Origin of the sequence: Pleomorphovibrio marinus, assembly GCF_003347495.1 — a bacterium.
Lineage (GTDB): Bacteria > Bacteroidota > Bacteroidia > Cytophagales > Cyclobacteriaceae > Pleomorphovibrio > Pleomorphovibrio marinus.
This window is the reverse complement of the sequence record NZ_QCXY01000011.1, coordinates 168,948-194,296: the sequence shown is the minus strand read 5'-3', so window position 1 is coordinate 194,296 and position 25,349 is coordinate 168,948. Positions and strand designations below refer to the sequence as shown.

General features: G+C 47.5%; 27 protein-coding genes and 1 pseudogene. 2 read left to right on the top strand and 26 right to left on the bottom strand.

From position 1 onward, the window contains the following. Positions 1–8: 8 nt before the first annotated feature. Complete coding sequence (locus DB520_RS22275) at positions 9–281, top strand: helix-turn-helix domain-containing protein (protein WP_114751993.1); 273 nt, start codon at positions 9–11, stop codon at positions 279–281. Positions 282–320: 39 nt separating this feature from the next. On the opposite strand, the gene DB520_RS22270 is transcribed toward DB520_RS22275, so the two are convergent. From DB520_RS22270 to DB520_RS22225, 9 genes and pseudogenes are all read right to left on the bottom strand, one after another. Continuing rightward, positions 321–773 carry a hypothetical protein gene (locus DB520_RS22270; protein WP_114751992.1) on the bottom strand — a complete coding sequence of 151 codons (453 nt, stop codon included), beginning with the start codon at positions 771–773 and terminating at the stop codon, positions 321–323. A gap of 2 nt (positions 774–775) precedes the next feature. Continuing rightward, positions 776–1,600 (bottom strand): annotated as a pseudogene (locus DB520_RS22265) (RHS repeat domain-containing protein); the annotation flags it as partial. Positions 1,601–1,615: 15 nt separating this feature from the next. Beyond that, on the bottom strand, positions 1,616–1,996 hold the full coding sequence (locus DB520_RS22260) for a hypothetical protein (protein ID WP_114751990.1): 381 nt from the start codon (positions 1,994–1,996) through the stop codon (positions 1,616–1,618). Further along, entirely contained in the window at positions 1,983–5,897 is a 3,915-nt protein-coding gene (locus tag DB520_RS22255; protein WP_262511330.1) for a DUF6443 domain-containing protein, read from the bottom strand. Before DB520_RS22255 ends, DB520_RS22260 begins: the two co-directional genes overlap by 14 nt. 296 nt (positions 5,898–6,193) lie before the next feature. Beyond that, positions 6,194–6,847, bottom strand: a complete 654-nt coding sequence (locus DB520_RS22250) for a JAB domain-containing protein (protein WP_114751989.1) — start codon at positions 6,845–6,847, stop codon at positions 6,194–6,196. A gap of 602 nt (positions 6,848–7,449) precedes the next feature. Further along, positions 7,450–8,181 carry a Spy/CpxP family protein refolding chaperone gene (locus DB520_RS22245; RefSeq protein ID WP_114751988.1) on the bottom strand — a complete coding sequence of 244 codons (732 nt, stop codon included), beginning with the start codon at positions 8,179–8,181 and terminating at the stop codon, positions 7,450–7,452. 15 nt (positions 8,182–8,196) lie between these two features. Continuing rightward, entirely contained in the window at positions 8,197–8,523 is a 327-nt protein-coding gene (locus DB520_RS22240) for a hypothetical protein (RefSeq protein WP_114751987.1), read from the bottom strand. Further along, a complete protein-coding gene (locus DB520_RS22235; protein ID WP_114751986.1) occupies positions 8,507–8,998 on the bottom strand; it encodes an RNA polymerase sigma factor in 492 nt (163 codons plus the stop codon). The genes DB520_RS22240 and DB520_RS22235 overlap by 17 nt, the downstream gene beginning before the upstream one ends. A 311-nt stretch (positions 8,999–9,309) precedes the next feature. Further along, on the bottom strand, positions 9,310–9,795 hold the full coding sequence (locus DB520_RS22225; RefSeq protein ID WP_114751984.1) for a hypothetical protein: 486 nt from the start codon (positions 9,793–9,795) through the stop codon (positions 9,310–9,312). 394 nt (positions 9,796–10,189) lie between these two features. Between DB520_RS22225 and DB520_RS22220 the strand changes: the two genes are divergently transcribed. Next, the gene (locus tag DB520_RS22220) at positions 10,190–10,411 is read left to right on the top strand and encodes an addiction module protein (protein WP_114751983.1); all 222 of its coding nucleotides are present in this window, start codon (positions 10,190–10,192) and stop codon (positions 10,409–10,411) included. On the opposite strand, the gene DB520_RS22215 is transcribed toward DB520_RS22220, so the two are convergent. The 17 genes from DB520_RS22215 to DB520_RS22135 all read right to left on the bottom strand — a co-directional run bounded on the left by DB520_RS22215 (position 10,395) and on the right by DB520_RS22135 (position 25,330). Further along, positions 10,395–11,039, bottom strand: a complete 645-nt coding sequence (locus DB520_RS22215) for a hypothetical protein (RefSeq protein ID WP_114751982.1) — start codon at positions 11,037–11,039, stop codon at positions 10,395–10,397. The genes DB520_RS22220 and DB520_RS22215 overlap by 17 nt on opposite strands. Next, positions 11,014–11,925, bottom strand: a complete 912-nt coding sequence (locus tag DB520_RS22210; RefSeq protein ID WP_232835096.1) for a DUF4099 domain-containing protein — start codon at positions 11,923–11,925, stop codon at positions 11,014–11,016. Before DB520_RS22210 ends, DB520_RS22215 begins: the two co-directional genes overlap by 26 nt. Continuing rightward, positions 11,922–12,917, bottom strand: coding sequence for an ArdC family protein (locus tag DB520_RS22205; RefSeq protein ID WP_114751981.1), 996 nt, complete (start codon positions 12,915–12,917; stop codon positions 11,922–11,924). The genes DB520_RS22210 and DB520_RS22205 overlap by 4 nt, the downstream gene beginning before the upstream one ends. After that, positions 12,907–13,086 (bottom strand): hypothetical protein, encoded by a 180-nt coding sequence (locus DB520_RS22200; RefSeq protein WP_114751980.1) that lies wholly within the window; start codon positions 13,084–13,086, stop codon positions 12,907–12,909. Before DB520_RS22200 ends, DB520_RS22205 begins: the two co-directional genes overlap by 11 nt. Positions 13,087–13,207: 121 nt before the next feature. Continuing rightward, positions 13,208–15,190 (bottom strand): type IV secretory system conjugative DNA transfer family protein, encoded by a 1,983-nt coding sequence (locus DB520_RS22195; RefSeq protein ID WP_114751979.1) that lies wholly within the window; start codon positions 15,188–15,190, stop codon positions 13,208–13,210. Positions 15,191–15,227: 37 nt separating this feature from the next. After that, entirely contained in the window at positions 15,228–16,070 is an 843-nt protein-coding gene (traN, locus tag DB520_RS22190) for a conjugative transposon protein TraN (RefSeq protein WP_114751978.1), read from the bottom strand. 19 nt (positions 16,071–16,089) lie between these two features. Continuing rightward, a complete protein-coding gene (locus tag DB520_RS22185) occupies positions 16,090–17,277 on the bottom strand; it encodes a conjugative transposon protein TraM (protein WP_114751977.1) in 1,188 nt (395 codons plus the stop codon). Next, the gene (locus tag DB520_RS22180; protein ID WP_114751976.1) at positions 17,267–17,707 is read right to left on the bottom strand and encodes a hypothetical protein; all 441 of its coding nucleotides are present in this window, start codon (positions 17,705–17,707) and stop codon (positions 17,267–17,269) included. The genes DB520_RS22185 and DB520_RS22180 overlap by 11 nt, the downstream gene beginning before the upstream one ends. After that, positions 17,685–18,296 carry a conjugative transposon protein TraK gene (traK, locus tag DB520_RS22175; protein WP_114751975.1) on the bottom strand — a complete coding sequence of 204 codons (612 nt, stop codon included), beginning with the start codon at positions 18,294–18,296 and terminating at the stop codon, positions 17,685–17,687. Before traK ends, DB520_RS22180 begins: the two co-directional genes overlap by 23 nt. A 12-nt stretch (positions 18,297–18,308) precedes the next feature. Continuing rightward, positions 18,309–19,472: a plasmid transfer protein gene (locus tag DB520_RS22170; protein ID WP_114751974.1), complete on the bottom strand. Its 1,164-nt coding sequence runs from the start codon at positions 19,470–19,472 to the stop codon at positions 18,309–18,311. Further along, the gene (locus DB520_RS22165) at positions 19,469–20,269 is read right to left on the bottom strand and encodes a hypothetical protein (protein WP_114751973.1); all 801 of its coding nucleotides are present in this window, start codon (positions 20,267–20,269) and stop codon (positions 19,469–19,471) included. Before DB520_RS22165 ends, DB520_RS22170 begins: the two co-directional genes overlap by 4 nt. Further along, positions 20,266–20,925 carry a hypothetical protein gene (locus tag DB520_RS22160; protein ID WP_114751972.1) on the bottom strand — a complete coding sequence of 220 codons (660 nt, stop codon included), beginning with the start codon at positions 20,923–20,925 and terminating at the stop codon, positions 20,266–20,268. The genes DB520_RS22165 and DB520_RS22160 overlap by 4 nt, the downstream gene beginning before the upstream one ends. Next, positions 20,922–21,569 (bottom strand): hypothetical protein, encoded by a 648-nt coding sequence (locus tag DB520_RS22155; protein WP_114751971.1) that lies wholly within the window; start codon positions 21,567–21,569, stop codon positions 20,922–20,924. The genes DB520_RS22160 and DB520_RS22155 overlap by 4 nt, the downstream gene beginning before the upstream one ends. Positions 21,570–21,572: 3 nt before the next feature. Then, complete coding sequence (locus DB520_RS22150; protein ID WP_114752058.1) at positions 21,573–22,232, bottom strand: hypothetical protein; 660 nt, start codon at positions 22,230–22,232, stop codon at positions 21,573–21,575. Positions 22,233–22,243: 11 nt separating this feature from the next. Next, positions 22,244–24,742, bottom strand: coding sequence for a TraG family conjugative transposon ATPase (locus DB520_RS22145; protein WP_114751970.1), 2,499 nt, complete (start codon positions 24,740–24,742; stop codon positions 22,244–22,246). Next, positions 24,714–25,025 carry a DUF4133 domain-containing protein gene (locus tag DB520_RS22140; RefSeq protein ID WP_114751969.1) on the bottom strand — a complete coding sequence of 104 codons (312 nt, stop codon included), beginning with the start codon at positions 25,023–25,025 and terminating at the stop codon, positions 24,714–24,716. Before DB520_RS22140 ends, DB520_RS22145 begins: the two co-directional genes overlap by 29 nt. Further along, positions 25,025–25,330, bottom strand: coding sequence for a DUF4134 domain-containing protein (locus DB520_RS22135; protein ID WP_114751968.1), 306 nt, complete (start codon positions 25,328–25,330; stop codon positions 25,025–25,027). Before DB520_RS22135 ends, DB520_RS22140 begins: the two co-directional genes overlap by 1 nt. Positions 25,331–25,349: the final 19 nt, after the last annotated feature.

The window sequence follows — 25,349 nt, the reverse complement described above, 5'->3', positions numbered from 1 at the left end:
AAAAAGAGTTGGCAAAGGTTTTCGGTACTTCACATACCACCATCGGTAAATATGAAAGGGATGAGATGATACCCTCCATTGAAGCGGCCAAGAAGCTGGCCAAGATCCTGGACACATCAGTAGGATACCTTTTGGGGGAGAACGAACAGGCCGACCTGTTTAAAGACCCGGCTATGCTCCGAAGGTTTCAGGATATCGCAACACTCCCCGAAAAGGAAAAGGAATGCCTGCTAACCACCGTTGACCATTTTATTAAGGCAAGCAAAATATCTATGATATGAAAAAGCCCGACATTGCTGCCGGGCTTCCGATTTTTCATTCTACTTTAGATAGCACAACCCTTTCAGATCATCCGTATAGTACAGGTCATATATCCCCTTCTTTGGCTCTGTACAAATTTCTGTTTTTTCATCATATGAGTAACATTCAACCCCTCCTTTGTCGTAAGCGGGGGTTTTAACATCAAGATAATTAACTGGCTTTAATCTAACCCCATTAATTACTGGCACATTTTCCTTCCTTGATTTCAACTCAAAATCATAGGATTTCCCAACGACTATCTTGTTACAACCATCACCTGCCATAACTTCTTTCCCAACAACTATCTTATACAGACTGTCTTGCTTTTGGGCATAAATGATGTGCCAAGAATTCTTGCTTTTTATTTTCTTAATCAGGTAACCTGGTTCTTCCTTTAGGCCTTGAGTTATCCCTTTTGGGGTCGAACAAGAAAGAAGTGCCAGTGCCGAAAAGATGCACAGTAGTATTTTCATAACTATTTCAATTCTTGGATAACAACCTTATTGCCTTTCCTGTCCTTAACATACCAGTCAGCACGTTGAACCCCAGGGGGATAGACATTTCCTGGCAACATTTGCATTTCCTTACCTGATGCATCATAAATCCTTTCAAGGACTGGCCCTGATTGCTTAGTCGCTCTATTATGCGCTTTCTGGTAAACAGAACCTGGTTGATTAGATGCTGGAGATGATACTCCTTTCTTTTGTGATATCAATCCACCTTGGTAAGCTTCCGTAACTTCGTGTAACATATCGGCTCCCGGTTTTCCGTGGGCTGTACTCATCTTCCCTAAAACACCTGGGTTTACTTCCTGCTCGACAACAACTGTATTACCGTCTGCTCCCTTTGTAACGGTATTCCCGGCAAAAGCACCGCCAATATATAAATCACCGGATGATGTGGCTGTAGTATTCTCAGCATTTACGTTTACAACAATCGAACTGTTGTCTATTGCATTGGCAAGTTGTTGAGCATCTTTAGAAAGTTTACCATCACCACTTTGGGTATAAGTAACTTTACCATTTGCGTCCATAGATAGGTTAAGTTGTCCTTGTACTGAGGCTTGCAATTCATTAAAAGCAGCTTGACTTTCTGAACCTCTAATGATTACATCCCAAGGAGCTCTACCATCCGGATCAATAAACCGCATAGGGTTATTGAACCCAAAACTATATGGAGACCAGCTTGGGAATTGCGCTGCAAGTGGGTCAACAACGCTCCATCTCCCTATTGCGGGGTCGTACATTCTTGCCCCGTAGTCATAGAAATTAAGATTCAGGTCCTCGATCAGTTCCTTCCCGTTGTAGAGGTAACGCTATCTAAACACTTTACCAACAAGACTATAGATCAACAATCCTCCTAGCACTACGACGCTAAGTATTACCCCAAAGGTCAAATAAGTATCCTTTAAATAAAGAACAAACATTAATGGAATCCCTATTACTAGCATTACTAAAAATAAAGCATATAAGGGGCTAATTTTCCACGATTTCGTTTTGAGATAGGCCATACACTCTTGATATACCCTAATAACCGCCAAATTAAACATTAGTATCGCCGTAAATATCCCCAACCCTTTTAAGACAGGGATAATCCCATACTTATTTGAAGCCAAAACAATTAATACAATAACGATAGTCACTGAAATCAAGTCCTTCCGCTCTAGTTTTATTGATGACATTTCATTGGTTTTCATCTTCTTTGACCTTTTTTACTATTTGGGAAGCTGCTGCTGCGCTTGACGTACCTGCCGCAGCAGCTCTCGACTCTCCATAGGAGTCATACTTTTCAAGGGAAGCATCAGCTTTTTGTTGTTTAGCATTTTGTCTTGCAGGACTTCTTTTCGGTTGGTTTGCTACTCTTTGCGCTCTATCTGCATCACGGTTCAACGCTTTACCTAAGTCGGTGTTTTGACTCTGGCCCTTTAACATTTTCCCAACACTTTTTCCTACTATTTGCCCTGCAGCCGCGTCAATAGCAACATCTTCTAAATCAACTTTTCCATCTTTAGCGTACTGGTTTAAAGCACTAGCGCCTCCATCAGTTGCAAGTTCTACCCCTAATTTCACAAGGGTCGATGCTTTTTTAATCTTCGTTGCTAATCCGGCACCTGTTGCTCCCGCCGCACCTGACAAAGCGATAGAGGTACCATCTACATCCGTAAATGCATTTAATGTGATCTTACCATCGTTCTTTAAAACATTTTCGGTTACCTGAAGCCCATAGTCAACTACCGCTCCGACTATTGCGCCTATACACCAAGGACAGTTACCATCGGGGTCTGTTAAGTTTACGGGATTATTCCATCCGTATTGATAAGGAGATTTATCAACCTGCATTACATCATCAGCAAGTTTATCTATGACACTCCATCTGCCTATCACAGGATCATACATTCTAGCCCCATAGTCGTATAGATTAAGATTCAGGTCTTCCAGCAGTTCCTTGCCGTTGTAGAGGTACTTATTCACCTTAATCCCCCCATACTGGTACCCCAGCCCCGTAAGCTCCAACCCCCAGGGGTCATAATGGGTCTCCTGCACAATTAACGGCCCCTCGCTCATGATGGTGAAGTTGTCGAACCATACGTCCTCCTCTGTTTCGTTCACCAGAAATGCCTCCATATAGCCGTCCTTTGCAATATAAAGCTCTTTTTCCAAAACCTCATGTTGGTTGGCCGCGTTTTTTGTCAGTACCTCCTTGCCGGTCTCATACAGCATGCTGTCGGCATCATACAGGGCGTACATCATATAGGACTCGGGGGCCTCCTTCTGCTGTAGGTCTTTGATGAGTATATCGAGGATGTTCAGCACCGTAACGGCGTTGGGGGATGCCGAGCGGGTGGTCACCGTGCTGAACTCAAGCAGGTCTTCGATCAGCGTAGTTTTGGAGCCCCAGTCCGCCACCGCCCCCGCGCTCAGGCTTTCTTTCCCGGGGACCTCATATTTGCCGTGGACGGAAAGTCTCACCTTTCCGCCATTCTGAACCTCCTGCGTCCGCGCAGGCCCCAAGATCCGGCCCCGGCCGGCATTCAGCCATGCCACCCTGTCGCCCCCGGGGGTCACGTTGTGCTCCGGTCCCAACTGCCGGCTGGCCTGCAACTGATCAAAGTATTGCTCTTCCTCCTCTGCGTTCCCCAATTCCATCGTTGCCATAAGCAGTTCGGTCTCCGGGTTCCTGATCACCTGCCTCACGTTGCCCAGGTGGTCTTTGACGAAATACTCATAGACAGGGCTGCCCCCCTCATAGGCCACCCGGCCCTCCTCCTGGAGCAGGTAGTCAAGTTGTCCGTCCCGGAACACAAACTCCCCTATGTAATCGGTGGTGGAGGAAAGTGTCGTGTTGTTGTACACCTGCTGCCGCAGCTTGTTGCCCTCGGCATCGTAGCTATATTCGATCCTGCCAATGCTGCCCGAAAAGGTCACTATTTCCGGGAGGTTCAGGTGGTTATAGGTGATGGAGGATATCCGCTTGTCGGCGTTCCTGGTCTGGTTGCCGTTGGCATCATAGTCATAATTCTGTGCTGAGTCCGTGTTGGGTTTAAAGTCCTTTGAAGTGTAGGAATTTGTGTCGAAACCGTCTTCTACACGCAGCAGCCTGTTCCCATTGGCCTGGTAGGTATAAGAAAGTGCGTCTATGACCCCATAAGTGGATGAAGTCCGTTGACCGCTGCGTTGCATGGCCAGCAGGTTTCCATTGCCGTCATAGAAAATGTTGTTCACCGAAAAATTGAAGTTACCCGACCCCGGGGTAAAGGCTGCCCCGGTCAACCGGTTTACGAAATCGTAGCTATAATCATATCGCCGGGTCACGTTGTCCCGACCCTTCCAGGACATGCGGGAGATGTTGCCGTTCCACTGATGGTTGGTGCCACCTCCCTCATAAAACAACTCCATCCCAAATATGGGGTCGGTGCCTGTGGGTTGGTTGATCCGCTTAAGCCAACCACGGATGTTGTAGGCATAGCTAAGGCCTACCCCCACGTTGGGGTGGGATTTTAATGTCCGCTGCCCGAGTTGGTTGTAGGTATTTGTGAAAAGAGTCACCACATCCCCGTTTCCTATCCTATGGGTAACGTTGGATGGCAGACCCGCAGTATTGTAGTTGAACTTCCTGGTAATGTCCAAGGCCCCAGGCGTGCTGAACTGTACATGACTGTCGGTGGGCTGGTCCTCGAAGTTGTATTTGACAGAAGTCCGCACGGTACCGCCGAGCTGATGCTCTGCAAGGGCCTGTATCTCCAGGCCTTTTTCGTCATAGAAATATAGCGTGGAATGGAATATCCCCGTGGAAAGGTCCTTCACTTTTTTGGCCGTCAGCAGTCCCCTGGTCCTTGTGGTCCTAGCGGAATAACCGGCGGGTGCCTCGTAGTTCCCTGGAGGGGTTATCCCGTAACCGTCATAATACATCACCGTAAGGATTTCCCCCTCGTCTTCCGGGAAGGCGCCCGCATTGCCGGAGGAGGCGGTGCCTATCCTTCCTGTGAAGCTTTTATTTGCAGTAGCTTTAAAGCTGAATCCTGGCTGCAAAGTAATGCCAGCGGTGGCCACGTATTCCTCATACCCGTCGTATTGGGAGGAGGTAATGTTCTCACCAGTTCTGACCCTAGCGGTGTTTGCTTTCAGTTCCGCATTGTTATGGGTGGGCATATTGTCCAAATCGGATTGCAGCTCGCTCCTTGTACGGCTGTCGTTGGTGATGCCGGTCATCACCGGCCGACCAAGTGCATCGTATTTGGTGTAATGCCAGAGGTTGTCTGTGCGTTGTCTCCCGTCCTGACTGGCCACCAGCCTATCCTGCATGTCGTAAACGAAATGTTCCCAGCCCTTGTCGGGGACTTTCTTCTCGGTCATCCTTTTCCTGCCGTCATAGCGGTACCAGAAATAGAAACCGTTGGCAAAAGAACTGTTGGTGCTTTGTGGCCAGTTTGACAGCAGCCGTTCCACGGCAAGTGGGGGTATCACGACCCGCAGGTCACCCAGGTCATCATATACGTAATAGGTGCAAAGCCACCCTTGGTTGTGAACAGTGGGCGTCCCCCAGATTTCTGATTTCCGCAGTACCGTCCTTCCTAGTTTGTCCGTATATTCCAAGGTCCGCTTGTTGTGTTCGTCCTTAGTTTCCTTTACCCAAAGCGCACCACTACCGTAAGTTGCTGAGGTGGCAGGGAACCCATTGCTGTTCACCGTCCAGATCCGTACCTCTTCCTCGGCCATGTTCGGGCGCTCCTCGTATTTTATTTCCCGGCCCCCACCCAGTCTCCAGGCATCGCCAGGGGCTCCCTGCTTTATCGTCCTGTTCAGAGGGGAGGGTTCAAACTGCTTTTCGTAGTAGCCCCTCGAGTCCCCGTGTTGTTCGGTATAATAAGTGCCGTGTTCCGTTACCGCTGAAGGCCGGAAATTGCCGGTGGCGCTGCCGTTGTTCCGGGTATAGGGTAGGTACTCCATGGCCTGACGCCCTACCTCATCATAGGTGACTGGTGTGATGATGTCCCATCCTGAAGATGAGGCCTGTTTCCTTATATTCTGCATAGGCCTGCCAAGGCCGTCAAAATAAGTGAAATCTTTATAGGACTGGCTGGCACTCCCGGATTTTATTGTGGATTCGGTTAACCCGGCGTTTCTTGCATCGTAAAATATATCATTAAAGATTTAAAATACTTTTCATAAACAAAAAGTTAGTTATTAAATACATTTTTTAAAATTAATATTTAAAGGTGTAACAACTCATTCTAAATGTATTTTCAAAAATATGTTAAAGGTGGTAAATGATGGGTTTGTATATTTAACATTTTAAAGTTCATTTATAATTATCATAGAATTTTATAGTTTTATTATTTTTCGTATTCTTTATCGCACCCATCATCCTTGTACTTCAACGATAGGATGAAGGCCTATATCAGGCCCTCATCCGTAAAGCTAAAATACGAGTCATCGGTGAAGATCAGGTGGTCCACCACGGGGATTTCAAGGTGTTTTCCGGCTTCGGAGAGCCTGTTGGTCAGTGTTATGTCGGATTGGGAGGGTTTCAGGTTCCCTGAGGGGTGGTTGTGCACCAGGATGATGCTGGAGGCCAGGTGGTCCAGGGCCTTTTTGAAGATCAACTTGGGGTCCACCAGGGTGCCGTGGGTACTACCGGAACTGATCTTATGGAGTTTGATGATCCGGTTGTTCCTGTTCAATAGGAGGATGTAAAAATGTTCCACCACCTCGTCCAGGAGGAAGGGTACCATATGGTAGTACACATCCCGGGAACAGCTGATCCTGATTTTGGTGTCCGGTTGTTCCTCCAATCTTCTCCTTCCCAGTTCGAAGGAGGTCATTAGGGCGGTAGCCTTGGCGTAACCTATGCCCTCAATGCTGAGCCACCTTTCCATGTCCCATTTGGCGAGTTCGGACAGCCTGAAATCGGCCTTTGCAAGGATCCCCCGGGCATTGTCCACGGTAATGTTGGCGATTGCGGCGATCAGGTGGTAATCCCTCATGGCGGATTTCCCCTGGTTGTAGAGCATCTCGGTGGGTTCGGATAATTGATTGAAACGTTTCATGGTGAGCTTGCCGACTTTAAAACTCCTGGCGCTGGAGGGCTAAATAAATGATAAGCCCATGCCTTGGGGAGTTTTTCACTTAGCGCAAGGAGGAACGGAATAAGTCACGTCAGTCGGTCACATCCTATTATGCCGTAGTTCCTTGGAAAATTTCAGACAGACAATCCGGATGCATGTGAAAAAATAGCCCATAACTTTGGCGGGTCATTGATTTGGCCAATTTATATGGATTGGGTTAACGTGTAATTTTGATCCTGTTTAACACTGATTGTGCGTTACGATAGAAAAATGCCCTAAAAATAATTGAATGTGTTCTAATCCCTGATTATTGGTTTGATCACATTTCACCAAAATGGTTAAACCAACTATAGAATTATTTCGTGCGAAAATTAGAAATGAGGATTTACGAAAGAATTTAAAATAGTTGTAGGTTTCTTTCAACGAGGTACAACCTTAGAGTTCGCCGAAGGATTTCCCAAAAACAAATCGTAAAAGAGATAAATAAAAGGCTTTACCCAAAAAAACCTTTGAGGTTTCATAAACCTCAAAGGTCGCCACTCGGAACCTTGGAGGTTTTCCATACCTCAAAGGTCTATTGTTCCCTACTTCTCAAATTGCTCCTGTATGTCTTTTTTCAACGTGATGATTACCACTCCGTTTTTCCCTTTTTCACCAAATTTATCGGTCGCCGATTTGTCTTTTAGGACCGACACGCTTGAAATCCCATCCGGATTTATTTTATCAATATCCTCAATCTCAACCATTCCGTCTTTCGTTGAAATTAACATCAACGGACTATTCTTCGAATCTCCAGAAACCCTCAATTTTACGTTTGGATTTGTGGTGGCATCACTAGCGGTTCTTTTTTCAGCGCCATTCACAGTAGTCAATGGCCCAATAATTAATGGTTTATTGGAGATATCATATTCCTTGGTATTGCTGATTGCTTTCAGGTCCGAAAGCTCATTTTGCTGGGTTTCGTTGAGTTCATTTTTTATGGCAACCAAAGTTGACAACCTTTTTCTCTTCATTGAATTTTCCAGGTTTAACACTATATTCATTTGCTTGGAAACTGCCTCTGGGTTGGGTTTGGACTCGGCGAGCATTTTCTTCAACTTTGCAGAAGCTTCATCCAGATCCAATTTGCCGGTATAGAATTCTTTGGAACTTTGACTATGTATCTTTTTTATTTTTTCTGCCTGTTGGTCTGTAAGGGAAATGGCAAAACTGTTTTGCAATACCAGTTCGGCCGAATACAGGGCTTCATGAAATATATCCTGTGCATTGACAGTACCAGAGCAAAGTATTATCCCAATTATCAATAGCTTTTTCATATAGGTTAAAATTTGTTAGAAATCAGTTAAAAGAGAAGAAGTAGGGGAATCCCAAGATTCCAATTCGGTAGTGGATTCAATTTTGAATTGGAGCTCATTGTTTTGTCCTGCTTCCAGGGTAATGATGATCACGTCGTGATCCAAGGTTTGGATAGCTTTATCTCCACTGAAAAACCAAGCCAATAAAGCCAAAGAAGCCGCAATTCCTATAGGAATCAACCTCCATGACTTAGATTTCCTAATTTTTGGAAATTGGGGAGCCACTATTACTGAATCCTCAGCTCTCAATTCGCTAAAGAAATTTTGAAGGTCTTGGTCTTCGGAATTATTTATTGTTTTCATGCAACGTCTTCTTTAAGATAAGCTCTTTGAGGTTTCTTTTTCCTCTGTCATAATGTTTCCTGACTGAACCGATACTGATTTCCATGATCTCAGCGGCTTTTTCCAAGGTAAGGTTGTGATAGAACACCAATAGTAATACCTCTTTTTGTCTTTCTGGCAGCTTTTCGATCAATTCTTCATGGGAAGCAGCTGTGACTTCATCTTCTGTTTCTGCTACATCGAATTCCGCTTCAAGTGGATAGATGTTTTTTACCTTCTTTTTCCATTCCGCAGCAGTAAACCTAATGACAGAAAACAGCCATGTTTTAATTTGGGACTTTTCTTTATAGATGGCTTTCCCCTCAAGAATTTTCAAATAAACCTGTTGCAACACATCCTTGGCCAAATCCTCATCAAAGGAGCAGCACTGCCTTGACCAGTGGTAAGCTGCTTGGTGAAGTTCTTTAAGGAGGTTTTCCAGTTGAGGTTTTTTCATTCTTAATCTTTAGTATCTAAAAGTTAGTTTTATATGACAGGGATACCAGTTTTTTTAAAAAAGTTTTTCGATTCTGCCTATGTTTTTTAAACAATGATTCTGCGTAAGGAAAGAATAATGGTTTGAAAATAGTTGAATGTGTTCCAGAAACCCCGATGACTGGCTGAAGTATGATAAAGTTCTCCACGTAGGAAATATCATGAGGCAAAAAAAACACCCCTATCATAAACGAGGGGAGTTTTAACCGGTGATAAATACCTATTCTAGAAAAGTAGGTTATTCAACTCAATTCTATCCATTTAATATTCGCTTTAAAACCTGACCGTCTCACTCAAGGGCTCCGAGACCTGCCCAACTGGCCTTGCTGCGTACTGGTAGGTCTGATATTCGGTGTTGTTGCCGAATACCCGTATGGTGGCACTTAGATCCACGAAATTCTCATCGGGAATATTCCCGGTGTGGACGGCATTAAAGATAAATCCGAATGTATGCACAGGCTCCTCTGATTCCACGATAAGTTTTGAAAAGGAAAGGGGGGTGGAAAGGTTGAAGGTGTTCGCTTGGGCTATGACTTGGGTCCATTCCAGTTCCCCGGGCTGGACGATGGACGCATTTACAAAGCCGCTCTCACCTTTGTAGAGGGAGTGGATTCCAAAATTAACCAGATACTGATCGAGACTACCCTCGAAATCAATTTCTACCCGGGCTGTTTTTTCCACTAGGGGTTGATCCTCCGGGTCCTCGCTACAGGAAAAGATAAGAATTCCCAAAATCAATACAAGAGGCAGTCTTTTCATTATACTCCATTTAAAAGCTGGGAAAAATGGCACCTTCCATAAAGGTAAAACCAATAACTAAAAATAATCAATTAAATATTTTTTGGCAATTTTTTTATTTAAAATTTTGTATTTGAATACTAAAGGATGAATTGTGGTATATTTTTTCTTATGATTAGAAGGATTTTGGTTTTGCCTTATTGTAATTGATCGTAATCTTAATAATAACTATCTTTATACAAAAAGCCCTTTTTCCAACAATGTGCTCATTCTGGTATTACTTACATATTTGAGGGAATGAGAAAAAAAATTAATATTGTAGTATGAAATCGAGCATGACGCAAGCGACACACGTAGGGATGATTATTGATCATGCGAAGATTCCATCTGACCACTGAAAAGAAAATATAAACAGATGAAAATCACATTGGAAATACAGGACGACCGCTTTGAAACCTTTTTGGAGTTTATCCGAACGCTTGATTACGTTTCCATTAAAAAGGATGAGGATTCGATTCCACAATGGCAACAAGAGGAGGTAAACCGCCGCCTGGAATTAATCGAAAGTGGTTCAATGAAAACCCGCCCCTGGGAAGAAGCTAAAAAGGGGATTTTTAAAGTTACCAAAGACAATTGAAATTATAGGATTGCTTAATAACCGGTTTAATGGTAGTCACCGTTTGCCTCACTCCAACCTGCCTTAGGTGATTCCTCAGTGAAAACTCCCCAACCGACATCCAAAATTCCTTGCCCTTAAATAATGCGACAACCTTATTTCCCTCTATCCTAAAACGGCAATCCAACCCCTTGACCCAGTGCTGCACCTTACAGTCCCTGATCCTACCCAACAGGGAATGGCAAAATACGGTATATATCTTTATACCCTTAGGATATTGGTCAATTCCTGCTAATACCAGTGCTTTATCCAACCTGGCTCCGGTGGCTAGAAAGGCGGAGTAGGCAAAATCCCTGCGCTTGACTTTACGCTGCACCATAAAGACCAGCTGCATAACGGCATCGGAAATATACAGTGCCCTGACATTTTCCGGCAGGGCTGGGGAACATTGAAGGATTCCGCAAGACGATAATTTATGTGTTGAAATACCATGGATTTCCCGGTCCACCAGCTTTCCATTTCCGTCCCTATAATCCGCAATCAACCTGCCACTGGCATCTTCCCTCAACACCTCCGAAAACAGTTGCTGAACCTCCCTGTTTATCCCCAGGCTGTCCAACAGCTCAACTCCTTCGTTGACGGCGTTCATCGACTTCTGATTGGCTTGGAGGGTCTACCTCGTTATCAACGGAGTTAAACCGCTTTACCTCATCCCCATCCCGATGCTGGTACTTCCCAGGGTGTGCAGAGGTTACCTTTGAGAGTTCCTCCCTCACCAAGTTCAGGTCCCTGACCGCATCTTTGTCAGATGGGTTAAGGGCAATTCTTCGTTCCATGGTTTGCTGCATCTTCTTTAGTCCGTCCTGATAGCCCTTGGAATAGGACTGTTCCTCGCTGCTTTTTATACCCATCATCCTGCGTACGCCCGTAAACAGTAAATAGGAAATCCCCCCATCCAACAAAACGGACAATACCAACCCTTTTCGGTTGGAGCGGATGCCTTTTCGATCCACGGTGGAAAACTGAAATTGGGTGCCATCGGACAATTCCACCGTTTCACCCTCCTTGTATTTTCGCTTTTGCTCCGCTGTCAACTTTTCGTTGTTGACGGCCTCCGGTGCCTGAACGACCCTGGGATCATAACTCATAAACTGCCGGGTTGCTTTGTCATAAGCGATGATTTCAGTGCCTACGTTCCCTTCTCTGTCCACATAGTTTTTCCGGATGTTGGCAATGTCCCCACGGATCAGCCGCTCACTTTCCTCCTTGGAAAGTTTGGGATGGGAATCGGGGAACCTGTACACCGGGTCTATGCGTAGGGAGGGGTTTCCGTCCGTTCCCCTTACAATGGAGAGCCTGGCCGGAAGACTTTCGATATGGATATCCTTGCCTTTCAGGTCTTTCAGTTCCACCACATCGGTCATCTTTCCGTCCTGCAGTGCCCGGACCTGTTCTTCCGGAATGGTGAACTTTCCGTCTTTATAGATCCCGAAAAGTCTCAACTCCTGCATGGGTAATGTTTTTTCCTTGATCATCTTCCAAATTTTAAGGTGGGTTCTAATTCTTGTTGCGGTACCTGGTCGACCTTTTCCGGTACAACCGACCTTGCATCATCTTGCTTCAATTCCCTTTTTCGGTCAAAGGCCATCAGGTAATCCATGATTTTTTGGGAGTCCGCTGCCGCCTGGTGGATTTCGAAGGGTTTCGCGGTCAGTAGCTTGATCCAGCTTTCCACATAGGCCACATGTTGGTTGGGGTCATGGCCGATCCGCAGTTCCGCACCCATCATCATGCTGGCGATTTCCGCCCTCAATTCCTCCCTGGCATATTCCCTTGACCCAAAGGTGTTCATGATGCTCCGGTCCAGCCTGTCCTTATGCCCTGTCCAGTGCCCCAGCTCATGCAGGAGGGTGGCATAATACCTGTCGGAAGACTTGAACTGCGTCCTTTCCGGCATTCGGATGTTATCCCCTAGGGGAGAATAATAGGCTTTGTTGCCCTGAATATGGGTAATGCTGGCTCTGGTGTTTTTAATCAAATTTTCCACCCGGGCCAGCTTTTCCCACTGGCTGACCTCCTTACTTTTTTCCAAGGGGGACACCCCCTTGATCTGCTCCGCGTTGAATACCCAGGCTTTGGTGACAATGGGAGGGTTCAACACCTTCCTTACTGTGACGGGCTTTCCTGTTTGATCCACTACCGGTTTCCCCCTTTCGTCCCTTTTGGGTAAATACTGGTGGGTCTTTACAAAGTTGATGGCCATGCCTTTTGCTCCTTTCTGCACCTGCCACCCCTGGGACTGGGCCTGCTTAAATGTGGCCCATCTGGGGTCTTCAAAGGGGGAGAATAGTTGCAGGTAAAGGGAGTTCAAGCCCCTATAGGCTTGGTTGGTGACGGCGTTGAAGGGCTTTTCAAAAACCGAGGTCGACTTCTCCCATGGCTGCTGCCAGGGAGCCGTCCCTTCCTTGAGCTGGGCAATGATCTTCTCTGCCACTGCCTCATACATCTTTTGGGTCTTAGCTGCCATTTCCTAGTGGGATTTCGGGTTCCACATGGTCTTCTTCAGGCAACTCGTCCAAGGTTTCTATCTGGTACAACCGGGCCTCATCATGCGTCAGCTGCACCTGGCTTTCTGTTTGGAGACGGTCCAGTTTCCCCAACAGGGATCGTAGTGTTTTTTCTTCTTTTGAATTCATATGATTATAATTTGTTTTTTAAAGGCCATATGGAATCTCGCAGTCTATAATCATCCCACTAGGGGGCGTTTTTGTGATGCTCGATTTCATGGAGTTTATGATTAAATGAAGTATAGTTTGCTTAGGCAGATGCCGTATAGTAATCGATAATGTTCTCCACCTCTTCCCGGATCCGCATAAAGTTCCGGGTCAGCACCTGTTCCTTTTTGCCCTTGAACTCATAGCATTTTGGAAGGGGTCTGGAGGTTTTCTCCTCGTTTTCTATTTCCCCGGGGTCAAGGTTTACCCGGCAGTGAATGTTGGCCGTTTTATAGGCTCCGTCGAATTTTTCAGCATCGACCGCCAAAAGGCCCACCAGCTCCCCCGCCTGCATGCCGGCTATTTTCCCGGCAGGTATCAAGGGGTCGTATTTTTCATTAAGGGTTATTGAGGTTTTGGTGCGGTCAATGGAAACACTCTCCCCCCGTTGTTTCTTTTTGCCAAACATCCTTTCCAGCCATTCCAGGGTTTCCTTGTTCCGCACCGAACCACTCAGCACGTTGCCGATCACCGCGGTAACGGTGTTGGCCGTATCCTTGCCCTGTTGCTGTCTCAACTGGGGCAGTTCCTGCAATCCCAACAACACAGCCACCCTGTTGCTTCTGGCGGTGGAAATCAGGTTTTCCACCCTGTGGATATAGAGGGTGGGTGCCTCATCCGCAACGATGGCAACGGGTAAATTGCCCTTGGTATTAATCAGTCGGGTAAGGCGGTTTACAATTACAGAGTAACAGGTGGAGTTGATGTTCTGGGTGGCCGGGCTATTGGCCAGCACCAGTATGGCCGGGGATTGAGGACTTGAAATTTTAAGGTCGAAATCGTCCCCAGAAAAGATCCAGGCCGTTTCTTTGGTGTTCAGCCTGGAGATAAAGATTTTTAGCGTGCCCACCTGGCCTTCCAACTGCTCAAAAGCCCTTTTTTCCAAGGCACTGCGAAAGGGGCTAAGCAGGGATTCCAGTTCCGGAAAAGAAGAAAGGCAGGTAAATATCTCCTCATAGGTCCTGTTCAAAAAGGCGAGAAGGTGGGCAAAGGTGGAGTGCTTACCGTCCTGATGCCTGGAAACAAAGTAAATGGCCGATGCCAAAAAGTTGACAGCGGATTGGGTGAAGAACTTGTCCGAACCACCTGTGGATTCGGTTTTTTGCAGGGATTCCACGATGGCTTCTGCCGTCTCGGAAGCGTCGGCCAGGGTCTGGATGTATTCCCGTTTCAGGGGATTGATCCGTTTGGAATATTCCACCTCGTCCATGTTCACCACCAAAAACCGGTAATCCCGGATTTTGCCTTGCTGCTTTCCCAATAAAAAGTGGTGGTAGGCAATCTGTCCCAGGTCTGGAAACTTGAAATCGTACAGGCACATGGTAAACCCCTTGGCAATCAGTTGCCGGATAAAGGGGTTCACCACGCTAAAGGACTTGCCACTGCCAGGGGTACCTATCAGCAGGGTGCCCCGGAAAGGGTTGACAATATTGATCCAGCCCTTATGGATGCGCTTTTTGTAATAAAACCGCATGGGAATATTGACCGAATAGGGGGTATCCATTTTCTCCTTCTGCTGCATAAAGGATTCTCCCTCAATGTTCCATTCATCCTTTCCCAGCCCACTCTTGATCAATTTGGATACATTGTCCAGTGAGGTATGGATCAATACCGCCCCCATCAGGGAAGAAAGGGCAAAGGCCAGGTCAGGCCAACTGGTATAAGGCAGGATCATGGAGCTGCCCTCCATGGAATAGAAAAACAGTGCACCGAAGAACAGGATAAACCCCAACACCAACGGAAAGACGATCTGCGTTTGTGGGTTTATATCCAGCTCCTTTTTTGAAAGGGTGCCGATGGCTGCCAAGCAGATGGCCAATAAAATGGCAAACTTGCTGAATAACAGGTTTTGGTAAATGGGTAGATTCATCAGTTTGTCCACAATGGGCGCCAGGTGCATGGCCTTCCCCCCTGGAATTAGCACGATAGGGCTGTAGATAAAAAGAAACAGTTCCAGAAACACCATGGCGTATACCAGAAACTGGATCAATCCATGGAGCTTTTCCAATTGCCTTTTCTGTTCCATCTGATTTCCGGGTTACTTAGGTCCATAAATACACTTTTTATAAGGTGTCTGCCCGCAATAGGTGTAGGTAATCGATTTGCACGATCAGCGTTCTTCCGGATAACTGCTTTTCCGTCAGTTCTATGGTAAGCACCTTGTTGTTGGGAAAGGAGAATTTTTTCAACACATAAATGTTCCTGTATTTTCGTTTGAAGGATTCCTTTTCAACAAGGGTGAAAACGGGCTCAATTTCTATGGCCTGTACATTTGTCGCCTTGGTGATTTTTTTGTCTTCCACCCTGAACCTTACCTGGTCAATGTCAAATTTCAGGTTGGTTTCATTGGTGAATGTGATGTCAAGAAATATGTAGTCATCCAAGGTGTGGATATTGTCGACATAGCCGGTAATCCCGTATTCGGAATGGTGTAGGCGTTTGATGCTCGGCTTCAATTTATAGGCCTTCAGGGAAAACCCCCTCAGTTCATTTTGGGTAAGCGGCGTGGCACCTATATCCAGGGGATGCATGTCCGCGGGTACGATTTCGAGCAAGGTGGGCACTTCCCTGTTTCCTGAGGTATATTGCAGTTCATATTGGGCAATGAATTTTTGCCCGATGATGGTCACCACGCCCAAGTCCTGCTGGGGGGCTTTGCCAACTTGGCCACTGTCCTCCTGCATTTTAATCCGAAACACATTGTCAAGGGGCAGGTCACCCACCAGGTTTTTGCTGGAAATATCCACATACTGGATGGGTTCGGGGGAGGTAAAATGAAGGGTGATGTCTTCCCGGATAAACAGTTTTTGCCTTTTTGTAGGGGAAGCGCCATAATCAGTCTTCTGCGCCAAAGCGGAAAAGGCGAAAAGGGAATAAATGCATGTAATTAGGGTTATCCTTTTCATGTCAATGTGGGTTTTGAGTTTAATGGAAGTCCGAATTCAGATCTTCCGAATCGATGAGGTAAATGACAGTGCCATATTTGAGGTTGGCCTTGTTTTGCCGAATCCTTTTGGACAAAGCCTGGGAACTGGAGGTAAATACCCGTTGCAGGGCAGACATGTACATCTGGTTCATGGAGGCGGGGTTCTGCAACTGAAGGTTCATGCCTCCCGTCACGTTGCCGCCCAGGTCTTTGGAGAATTCCCTGAAGGAACTGGCAGGGACATACAGTCCCTCCATGCCATCCTGGTCGTAAATACTTAAGGCAATGGGCAGGATTTTGTCCCCAACCATCACAGAGCTGACCGTCAGTTTTACCCGTTGTGGTTGATAGCCGCTGATCCAGGCATAGAGGTAGGTGCCTTTGGGCAGCACTGCCGTGCCGACCTGGATATCATCCAGCAATCGGATCCTGATCCTTTCTCCCATAATGCCTTTTTGGATTTCCTGGTCCACGATGGCCTGAATAAAGGAAGGTGGGGAGTCCTTCACCACGGTGTTAAAATGGTGATCCGGCTGCTTGCCCTTGGAAACTTTAAGCCTGGGGCGGGAAATTTCTTCTTCGATAAAACTTTCTTCCGAATGGGGATACTGAAAGGCAGGATCATTGGCCTTTGAGATGGAATCCACCAAGGCCATTTGTGCCCGGAACAGGTCCATGGGATCTTCATACCTGGCTTTCTCCCTGCTGTTGGCTTGGTGCTCCATTTGGTTGAGTGCCTGAAGTATGAGCTTATCTTCGTCAGTTTGGACAGCGGGGGTATAATGCGAACCAATGGCCGGAACCGTTCTGGGTGCTGCTTGGGGCTTCGGCTTATCCATTGCGTTTCTTAAGGCCAGGTCAATGGAATCCAGCATCCTTTTTTCTGTTTCGTTGTACTGGGAAAAGATCTCATCTTCCTGCTCCACGTCAATCCTCAGGTTTTTGATGGCCGTGTAGCCATCTGCCCTTTTGTACCTGGACCGAAAGGCATCCAGTTTGCCATCTATGCCACGGTTCCGGATTTGATCCGAAACATCTCCCACAGATTCCTGCAGGTCTTCCTTTCCCTTGTCATGGTGCCTTTCATCCTTCTCGGTAAAGGACTGCATGCCAAAATTCAGCAGCAGCATAAAGGGCAGCAGGATCAGGGGAAGCATGTATTTGGGTTGTTTGAAATTAATCCTCATGGTGTTGCGGGTTAATAGGGTGGTACCTTTTTAGCTCAAGGATGGCATTTTCCAGAAAAATGCTGTCCTGTAAGTCGATTTCCTCCTGGGCGATGATCCTTTCCACTTCACTTTTTAACTGTCCAATCCTTTTTGCCTCATTCCCTATTTTAAAGAGGGTAGAGAACTCATCGGCTATCCCGGATCCGAGGTGGTTGACTTCATCGATAAGTCGGGTTTCTTCCTGCCGTTTTTCACCATTGAAAGGTGGGACGATAAAGGCGAGCACCGCCGAGAGCATCAGCGTGACCACCATAGCCCCAAAGCACTGTCTGGGGTAGTTTGCCAGCAGGTTACCCATGCTTTTTTTGCCCTTTTCGTGCAGGGTGCCGAATTCCTTTTTTATTTCGGTGAAAAGGATGCTGTCCTCAGAAGGTGTTTTTTGAAACATGGCTCAGGTCTTTGTTTTCCAGCGTTTTCCAATTGGTGATCAGTACCCCGTGGCTGTTGTTTTCCGACCTGGGGATATCCATTAAATACCCTTCTGTAATCAGGGACCTGGTGATCGTGGCGCTTCTTCTTTCGATCTTCTGCTTGCCGTAATAGATGAACCTATTGTTGGGGGCCAATGCAATGGAATCGGTCTGAAGGGTCAATACCGAACTGGAACTGAGAATGGAGTTGAAATAGCCCTTCTCCTTCAGGTTGTTGTATTGCAACACCCCTGATTCGTCTGCCAGGTACATGGCCTTTTTCATTTGGTACTCTATGTGCCTGTCATCCGGGGTCAGGGAGAAAAAGAGGCTGTGAAAAAGATCCACCGCCGCACGGTACTCGGCAGGACGGTTCATCTGCATGTTTGTCTGCTTGGCCAGGATGGGGATGTCATTGTCAAGGATATAAATGGACTGCCTTGCATTGGCCACCTGCCGATAAGCAAAGAAGGAAACCGAAACGCTGATAATGATGGCCGCTATAAAGCTCCCCAATGACAGGAATGTGGCCAGCTTGATTTTTGATTCGATGTTTTTTATGATCATGGTTGTACGAGTTTATCTTCCCATTATTGCGCCTCTGGACATGCGGGTGCCCAGCATGGAGCCTGTCCGTCCCGCCGTTGCTGCCGCTGCGGTGATGCCCGAGGTACTGATGATCCAAGTGGAGATGGAGGGCACCGTGGTGATGGCGATGGCTCCCACCAAAAAACTGACGATGACCAAGCCGAAAGAAAGGATGCCGTTGCCTGCCATCCAGGCCAGTTTCGACAACACCTCCTCACCCCCCGAACTGTCCAACAGGGCCTCGTATTTCTGTATTTCCTGCAGAAAGGCATATTCCTGCATCAGCCCGCAAACGTATAATACCAAGTAGGCAATGCCCACATACAGGTTGACGGCCACAAAACGGGCAATCCAAGTGGTAAAGGCATCCCTAAAGGCCGGAAGCACGCTTACCGCCAATGAAAAGGGACCCAAAATCACCAGAATGGTGGAATAGATGATCTGGATAAAAAAGACCAGATAGACACAAATTCTCAGTATCCAAATGGCCAGGAGTTCCAGTAATTGGGTGACCAATAGCTGCAAGTTGGTCTGCATCCTGATCTTCATCTGAACCAAAGGGCCATATACGTTGTCGGTAAAAAAGCCCTTTATACCATCCACCATGACGGTGCCCAAGCCCTTATCCGCTTCCTGGGCCTGCTGGGAGGCCAGTTCGGTGGTCGCCTGGTATTCCACCAATTTGTCGGCCACCTCAATGATGTACACCGCCCTGTCCAACCTCAAGGCGTTGATCCGGTCATTTTGGGTGGAAAACATGGCCTCGGTTTTTGCCGATATGAGGTCGGTGGGAAAAGCGATGATCCTGCAGAACATTCCCCACCACATGGTCAGCATCAGCAACCCAAAGGGTCGTAGCAGCGGCATAATTTCCATTTTTTTGTCGCCTACCATCATTTCGTAGGATTTGATGGAAAAGAAAATCAGCATAAAAATGCAGGCCAGGGCTTGGGCATCCCGGATAAAGGGGCCAAAATGGCTATAGGCATAATCCCGCATCCCCTCAAAAAAGCGCATGATCCCCCGGTCATATATCCCGTTTCCCTGGAGAAAGGAGATGGCCTCCTTGTACTCTTCCGGGGGCACAGGTACCTGGCCCTTTGCCAGTGGCAGCAAAAGCAGCGTTAACAGTAGGGTAGTCAGTATTATCTTCATTGCATTATGATTCGTCTTTGTAAGATTCCCGAAAGCATTTCTTCCTGTTGATTGGCTTGTTCCGATAATTGACCGATCCGTTGCTGTCTTCTTTCCATGCTTTCACGGAAGGCCAGCATCTTTTGCGAAAGGGCCAACTTATGTTCCCAGTTGCTTTGGAGTCTCCTCAAGTCCAATAGGATGCGGTGGTACATAAGGATCCGTTGCCCCCTTTCCATGTCCTGCGTTTTTGCAAAGCCGTACCTTTCTTCCAGGCTTTTCATGTGTTCCAGGTACCAGTCATAGGCACCGTTTTCCTGCATATAGTCCCTTACCTGTGCGGTACTGTATTGGAAGGCATGGGCTTCGATATTTTCCAGCGGGGCGAGCTCATTTTTGTAGTAGAGCAAATACAGCGGATCCGTACCGGATAATGCACCGGATATGCGGGTCATTTCCCTAACTGCCAGGTTTTTGACGGTATCTGCCTGCTGCTTGTAGTAGTCCGAGGAGATCTTCATGGCCGCTGCCAATCCAAGCCTCTGGGTCTGTTCCCCAGCAGGGGAGAGGGGTCTCCTGTCCAGGTTGGGATAGTTGGGGTGCAAGGCCCAGGTCAGGTACCAGTTGGGATTGGTAGGGATACCAAGAATTCGGTAGGGCAGGGGGTGGAAACGGTTTTGGTTCCATTGCTTGAACACCATCCTTTCCTGTTGGGCTATCACCGCCCTGTCCCGAATGGGGGTTTGTGCCTGGGCACTTGCCAGGGACAAGAGGGAGATAACAGGAAGGAGTAGCCAATATGTTTTTTTCTTTGTCATCGCAGCAACTGTTTTTGGAGAAGGATTTGATTGACAAGGTTTCTGTTTTGGTTGAGGTAGGCCTGATAGGGGTTCAGCCTTTTCAGCACCCCGTTTATATTGGCCCAGTACATGGCATTCCGAACCGCCAACAGGTAGGCGGCAATGAGTTGGATTTCAAGTTGAATTTTCCCCAGAAGCTCATCCCTCACATTGGGATTGATCAGGAGGTTATTCCCCTCCGCCAGCACAAAGGAGGAAACCTCTGTAACCAGGGTGAAGCTCCTTTCCTTGGCCTGTCGGATATAGGTTTCGGCAAAAAGCAGTAATATGGGGTTCTGGGAGGCCAAGATGATGGTTTCATCGCTTAAGGCATATATCCTTTGCAGCACCCTCCCGATCTGTTTTACCTGGATGGCATCTTTAAGGCCTTGATTGACCTGGTTGAGGGAGCGGAGGATCATAGTTTCCACCATGGCCAGGCTGGATACATTCAGGCCAATGTCATCGGTGTTTTGTCGGATGCCGTTTAGGCTTTCCTGGTAGCCAATCTCGGAAACATTCCTCATGGCCGCATTTTCATTGACAATCATAAAATGGTCACGGTCATACACCAGTATTTGGGCAGACAGCCCAAAGGAAAGTGTCAAAAGGAACAATGTCAGTAGCTTTTTCAATTTCTTATCCGTTGAATGTTAGCCAGTATTTCATCCACGGTTCCCGATACTTCCAAGAGGTATTGTGGATAGGGGCTGCCCCCCAGTTTTCGTCTGATATGCGATTCCAGGGTTTGGGAGGTCGCCCGGGATAGCCTGTTGATTTCCCTGAGCTCATACAGAACATGCTGCAGCAACAAGCGCCTTTCGGAAACCTTCATCTGGTTCAGCTCACCGATGGAGGCCATTAATCCTATGAGGTAATTCATCAGGGAAAAGGATCGCTTCACGAACAGCTTTTCCGTCTCCAATGCGAGTGGAATCAGGAAAGGGTCATTTTGGCAATAGATAACGATTTGTTCCTGATGGCCTATGATGGTCCTGACCAAGGAATCGGTCATAGCGGCAAGGCCCACCGCCTCCATTAGCAGGTTGAGTTTGGCAAAGCGCTCCTGCACCGTTCTGTACTTCTCCTTGACTTCTCCCATCAAATTTCTGTTTACCTCTTCGTTGATGGCATTTTTGGCCTGGTTGGCCTTGGCCTCTGATTGCCTATCGTGTTCGTTTTTGGAGTCTTCCACCAATTGATGCAGCAGGGTAATGTTGATCTGCCCAAGGACTGGATAGGAGAAAATTAGGCTTATGGTGAACAATAGAATTTTCATGGCTTATCGGCTTAGGATTGCTCTTTTTCTGAGGATATTGTCCATATTGGCAAGGTCCATTTCGATGTATCCCTGAAAGGGGTTCAGCGATTTGAAAAGTCCCTTCATGGCGGTAAACTGCATGGAGCGGTACATCCCATAGGTATAGGACCGCAGGATCAGCAATTCATTCAAAATGGTGTTGATGATTTTTGCCCTTTCCCCCGCATCCATCAAGTTATCCTTGCCTCCCTTGAGTGCAAACTGCTGCACCTCAAGTGCTAGGGCGGTTGCCCGCTGCTGGAACAGGGTGGCGTTCTGCTCGGCGAACACCAGAAATACCGGGTTTTCCCTGGCCAGTTCCATGATATCCCGAACATCTCCTGAAATACCCGCTGCGATGCGAGCGATCTCCCTTACGTTGGCCAGGTTGGTAAGGATGGCACTCACCTCCGTCAATCCCGCATACAGCTTCTCCTGCATGGTATTCACTATGGTAAGGTTTCCGGTCACGGCCAGTTGACCCCTTTCTATCAAAGTCAACCGCTCATTGGTGTTGTTCAGTTGGGTATTGATCACCGCTGCATGGGCGGCTTGGGCTCCAGCAACGGCAGGGTCAACGTATACCTGCGCTATCGACCAGCCACAGGTGAAAATGAAAAGTAGAATCGTCAGGATTTTCATGGTGAATAGTATTAAGCTGTTAATTCCTTTTTTTCCCCATAGGGAGTTCCCCATTGGTTGATCAATGAGAAAAACCGGTTCAATTCCGTTCTTGAAGCCCTGAAATCCGTCACAAAGCGGTCCAAGGCCTCTTCGTAATTGCCGTAGCAATCCAGGTAGATTTCCACGGCTGCCTTTTCGGGCTTTTCGGTGGTGTAGGTCAGGTATTGGTGAAGGGAGACCTCTACGCCATATACCTCTCCGCTGGCCCCCCTCCGGATATAGACCTCCTTGAACCTGCCCCGGCCCTCCGTGTTGTCAAACTGGTTGATGGTGAAGATCTTTTTTCTTTCATGTTCATTGATGGAAAGCAATGAGGCGATCTCATCGTAGTGGTCCTTGAATTTTGCCTGATCCAGCAAAATGATGGTATCCGAGTTGTTCACGATGCTGTCCTTGACCACGCTGTTGCCAATGATGTCTCCCAGTTCCTGTGTCACCACAATGGCTTCTCCCCAGAATTTCCGCACCGTCTTGTATAGGTAAAGGATATAGTTGGCCATCAATGGTGAGGCAATGGCCTTCCAGGCCTCCTCAATGACCAGTGCTTTTCGCTGTTTGCTCCGAAACCGCATCTTTTGGATAAACACGTCCATGATGATCAGGGTGACAATGGGGAAGAGTACCTTGTGCTCCTTGATGGAATCAATCTCAAAGACGATAAAGGCCTCCCCAAACAGGGACTGGTCCACTTCTTCATTCAGCAGGCTATCGTACTCGCCTCCCTTGTAAAATTTCTTTAGGACAAACCTGAACTCATCGATGTTGAAATGGATGTTTTCCTTCTGGATCATCTCCGGAATATAGGCCAGGGCAAATTCATAAAAGCTGTCAAAACTGAGGCGATCACCATTCGAGGGCTTTTTGAAATAGGCGTGATAATACGCCGAAAGGGTAGTGGAAATCACGTCGGATTCCACTTGGGAGATGTTGCCCTCTGCTGATTTCCAAAGTACACTGATCAGCGTGAGGAGGGCATCCTTTTTTTCGATGTTGTATTCTTCCCTGCTTACGGCAAAGGGGTTGGTGGTAATGGGCTTTTCCTCTGAATACGTAATGTACTTGCCCCCATAATAGGCACAGAGCCCAAAATAGGAATGTCCGGTATCCACGATGACCACATCCATCAGCCACCTGGGGGTCTCGCTTTTGTTATACATGCAGTATTGCTCGATCAGGGCGTTCATAAAGAAGGACTTGCCCGATCCGGAGGGCCCCAAGACAAACTTGTTACGGTTGTTGATCCGGTTGGTCTGCATGGGCAGGTCCGCGGGATCAATCTTTACCGGTATGCCCTGACGGTCGGTCAACCTGATCTGGAAATTGCTGACCTCGTCCCGGCTCATGGTTTCCTTGAAAAAGAAGCACAAGGCCGCATCGGAGGTGGTCAGGAAATAGTCGTAGGGTTTCAGTTCTGCCGTGTTGCAGGGCAGGGCCGTCCTGAACAGTTCCAGTTGGTTGTAGGCATTCTTTGAGGGGATGATGCCCTGCTGGAAAAGGGAGGATTCAATAAAGTTGGCGGTTCCCTGTATCAGCTCCTTCTCCCCGGACACCAGGATGTTGAAATGGGAGTTGACCAGCAACTGGTTGCTTCTGGTGATGTCCTCCAGGAGTTGGTCAATGTCTTCCACACACATGTTGTTGGCAGGATCGGGAATTCCCGAATGCCTTTTCCGCTTCAGTTCCAATTTCCGCTGGGTCATGGACTGCGGCACGATCTCAATCACCTGGTTATAGATGATGCTGTTGAAATGGGGTACCGAAAACAAAAAGCCCATATTGTCAATGGGAAAGCCCTTTAGGGTATCCTTGTCCGTCCTTTCCTGATGGGTACCCACCGTTTGGGGCAGGTCAATGGTGTCCGTGTTGATCAGGCTGATGGAGCGGACTGCCGTTTTTCCCATCTCCACCTGCTCATCCCCGGCAAGCAGGTTGTTTAGGCAGAGTTGGGAGTCATGGAAATTCATGGTTAGGATCCGCTTGATGTAGCGGTTGATCTGATTGTTGTTCAGTGCGGTAACAGGGAGGTGGGCACGGACAAACAGGTCCGCTACCTTGTCAATGGACTGGGTAAATTCATGGAGCTGTTTCTGGCTGTAGGTGTAGAAACCGGATTTTGCCCTTCTGGTGATGATAAGGAATGTTTGGTGGGAAGTGTAAATCCGGCCTAGGAAATGTTCATCGTATTTCCGCTGGAGATATTCACTGGAGGGTTCCGGGTTGAACTGCTTTCTGCTTAGGATATCCTGTTTTTGGAGCAGGAAGCCTTCTCCCAGCACTTTGATCAAATTGACATAGAGTTGGTGGAAATTGTCATAGTTTCCCGGATCTGCCGCGTACTGCAGGACGGGGTTCTTGACTTCCAACACCACCCCAAAGTCGCCTTTCTCGTTGTAAAGGATATCATACCCCTTGCAATGGTCCACCCCTAGGTAGGGTAGTTTAAACTGTGTCTTTCTCCGCTTTGGCATGGTGAATTTGCTTAAGGTCTGTTGGGGGCAGGAATACGCCCAGGTTGCGTGTTTTGGAATGCAGGCCCTTTTTCTGTTGAAGGCTGGTCACATACAGTCCCCCTGCAATGGTACCAATGGTGAGGAAGCCCCCAAATACCATGTTGGTGAGGCTGCCGATCAAGCCTCCCAGGACCAAGCCCATCACCAGGGATGCGATGCCCCAGCCAATGAACTTGCCCTGAAAGCCCTTGTACATCAGCGGTTTTTGAAGGCCCTTGTAGATGGGAAACTGCTTGCCCATCAGACCCCGAAAAAGGCCTTGATGACCACGCTGACCAGTACCATAAACAGGCAGGAGCCTCCCCAGCCCATCAGTTCCTTGTTGATGTCCTGGTCTCCGCTGTTCCATTTGATATAGACCCTTACCCCGCCGATGATGCCTACCACGGCACCGATGACCAGGCACAGGGAAGCCACGGGATCCACATATCCGATGAGGGAAGATTCTGCCGCAGTGATGCCCTGTACACCCTGCGCTTTGGCATGGGCAAGAGCTAGTGCCCCCAGCCCCACGCTTGCAATGGTTTTTTTGATGTTTTTACTCATGATTGAAGGGTTTAAATGG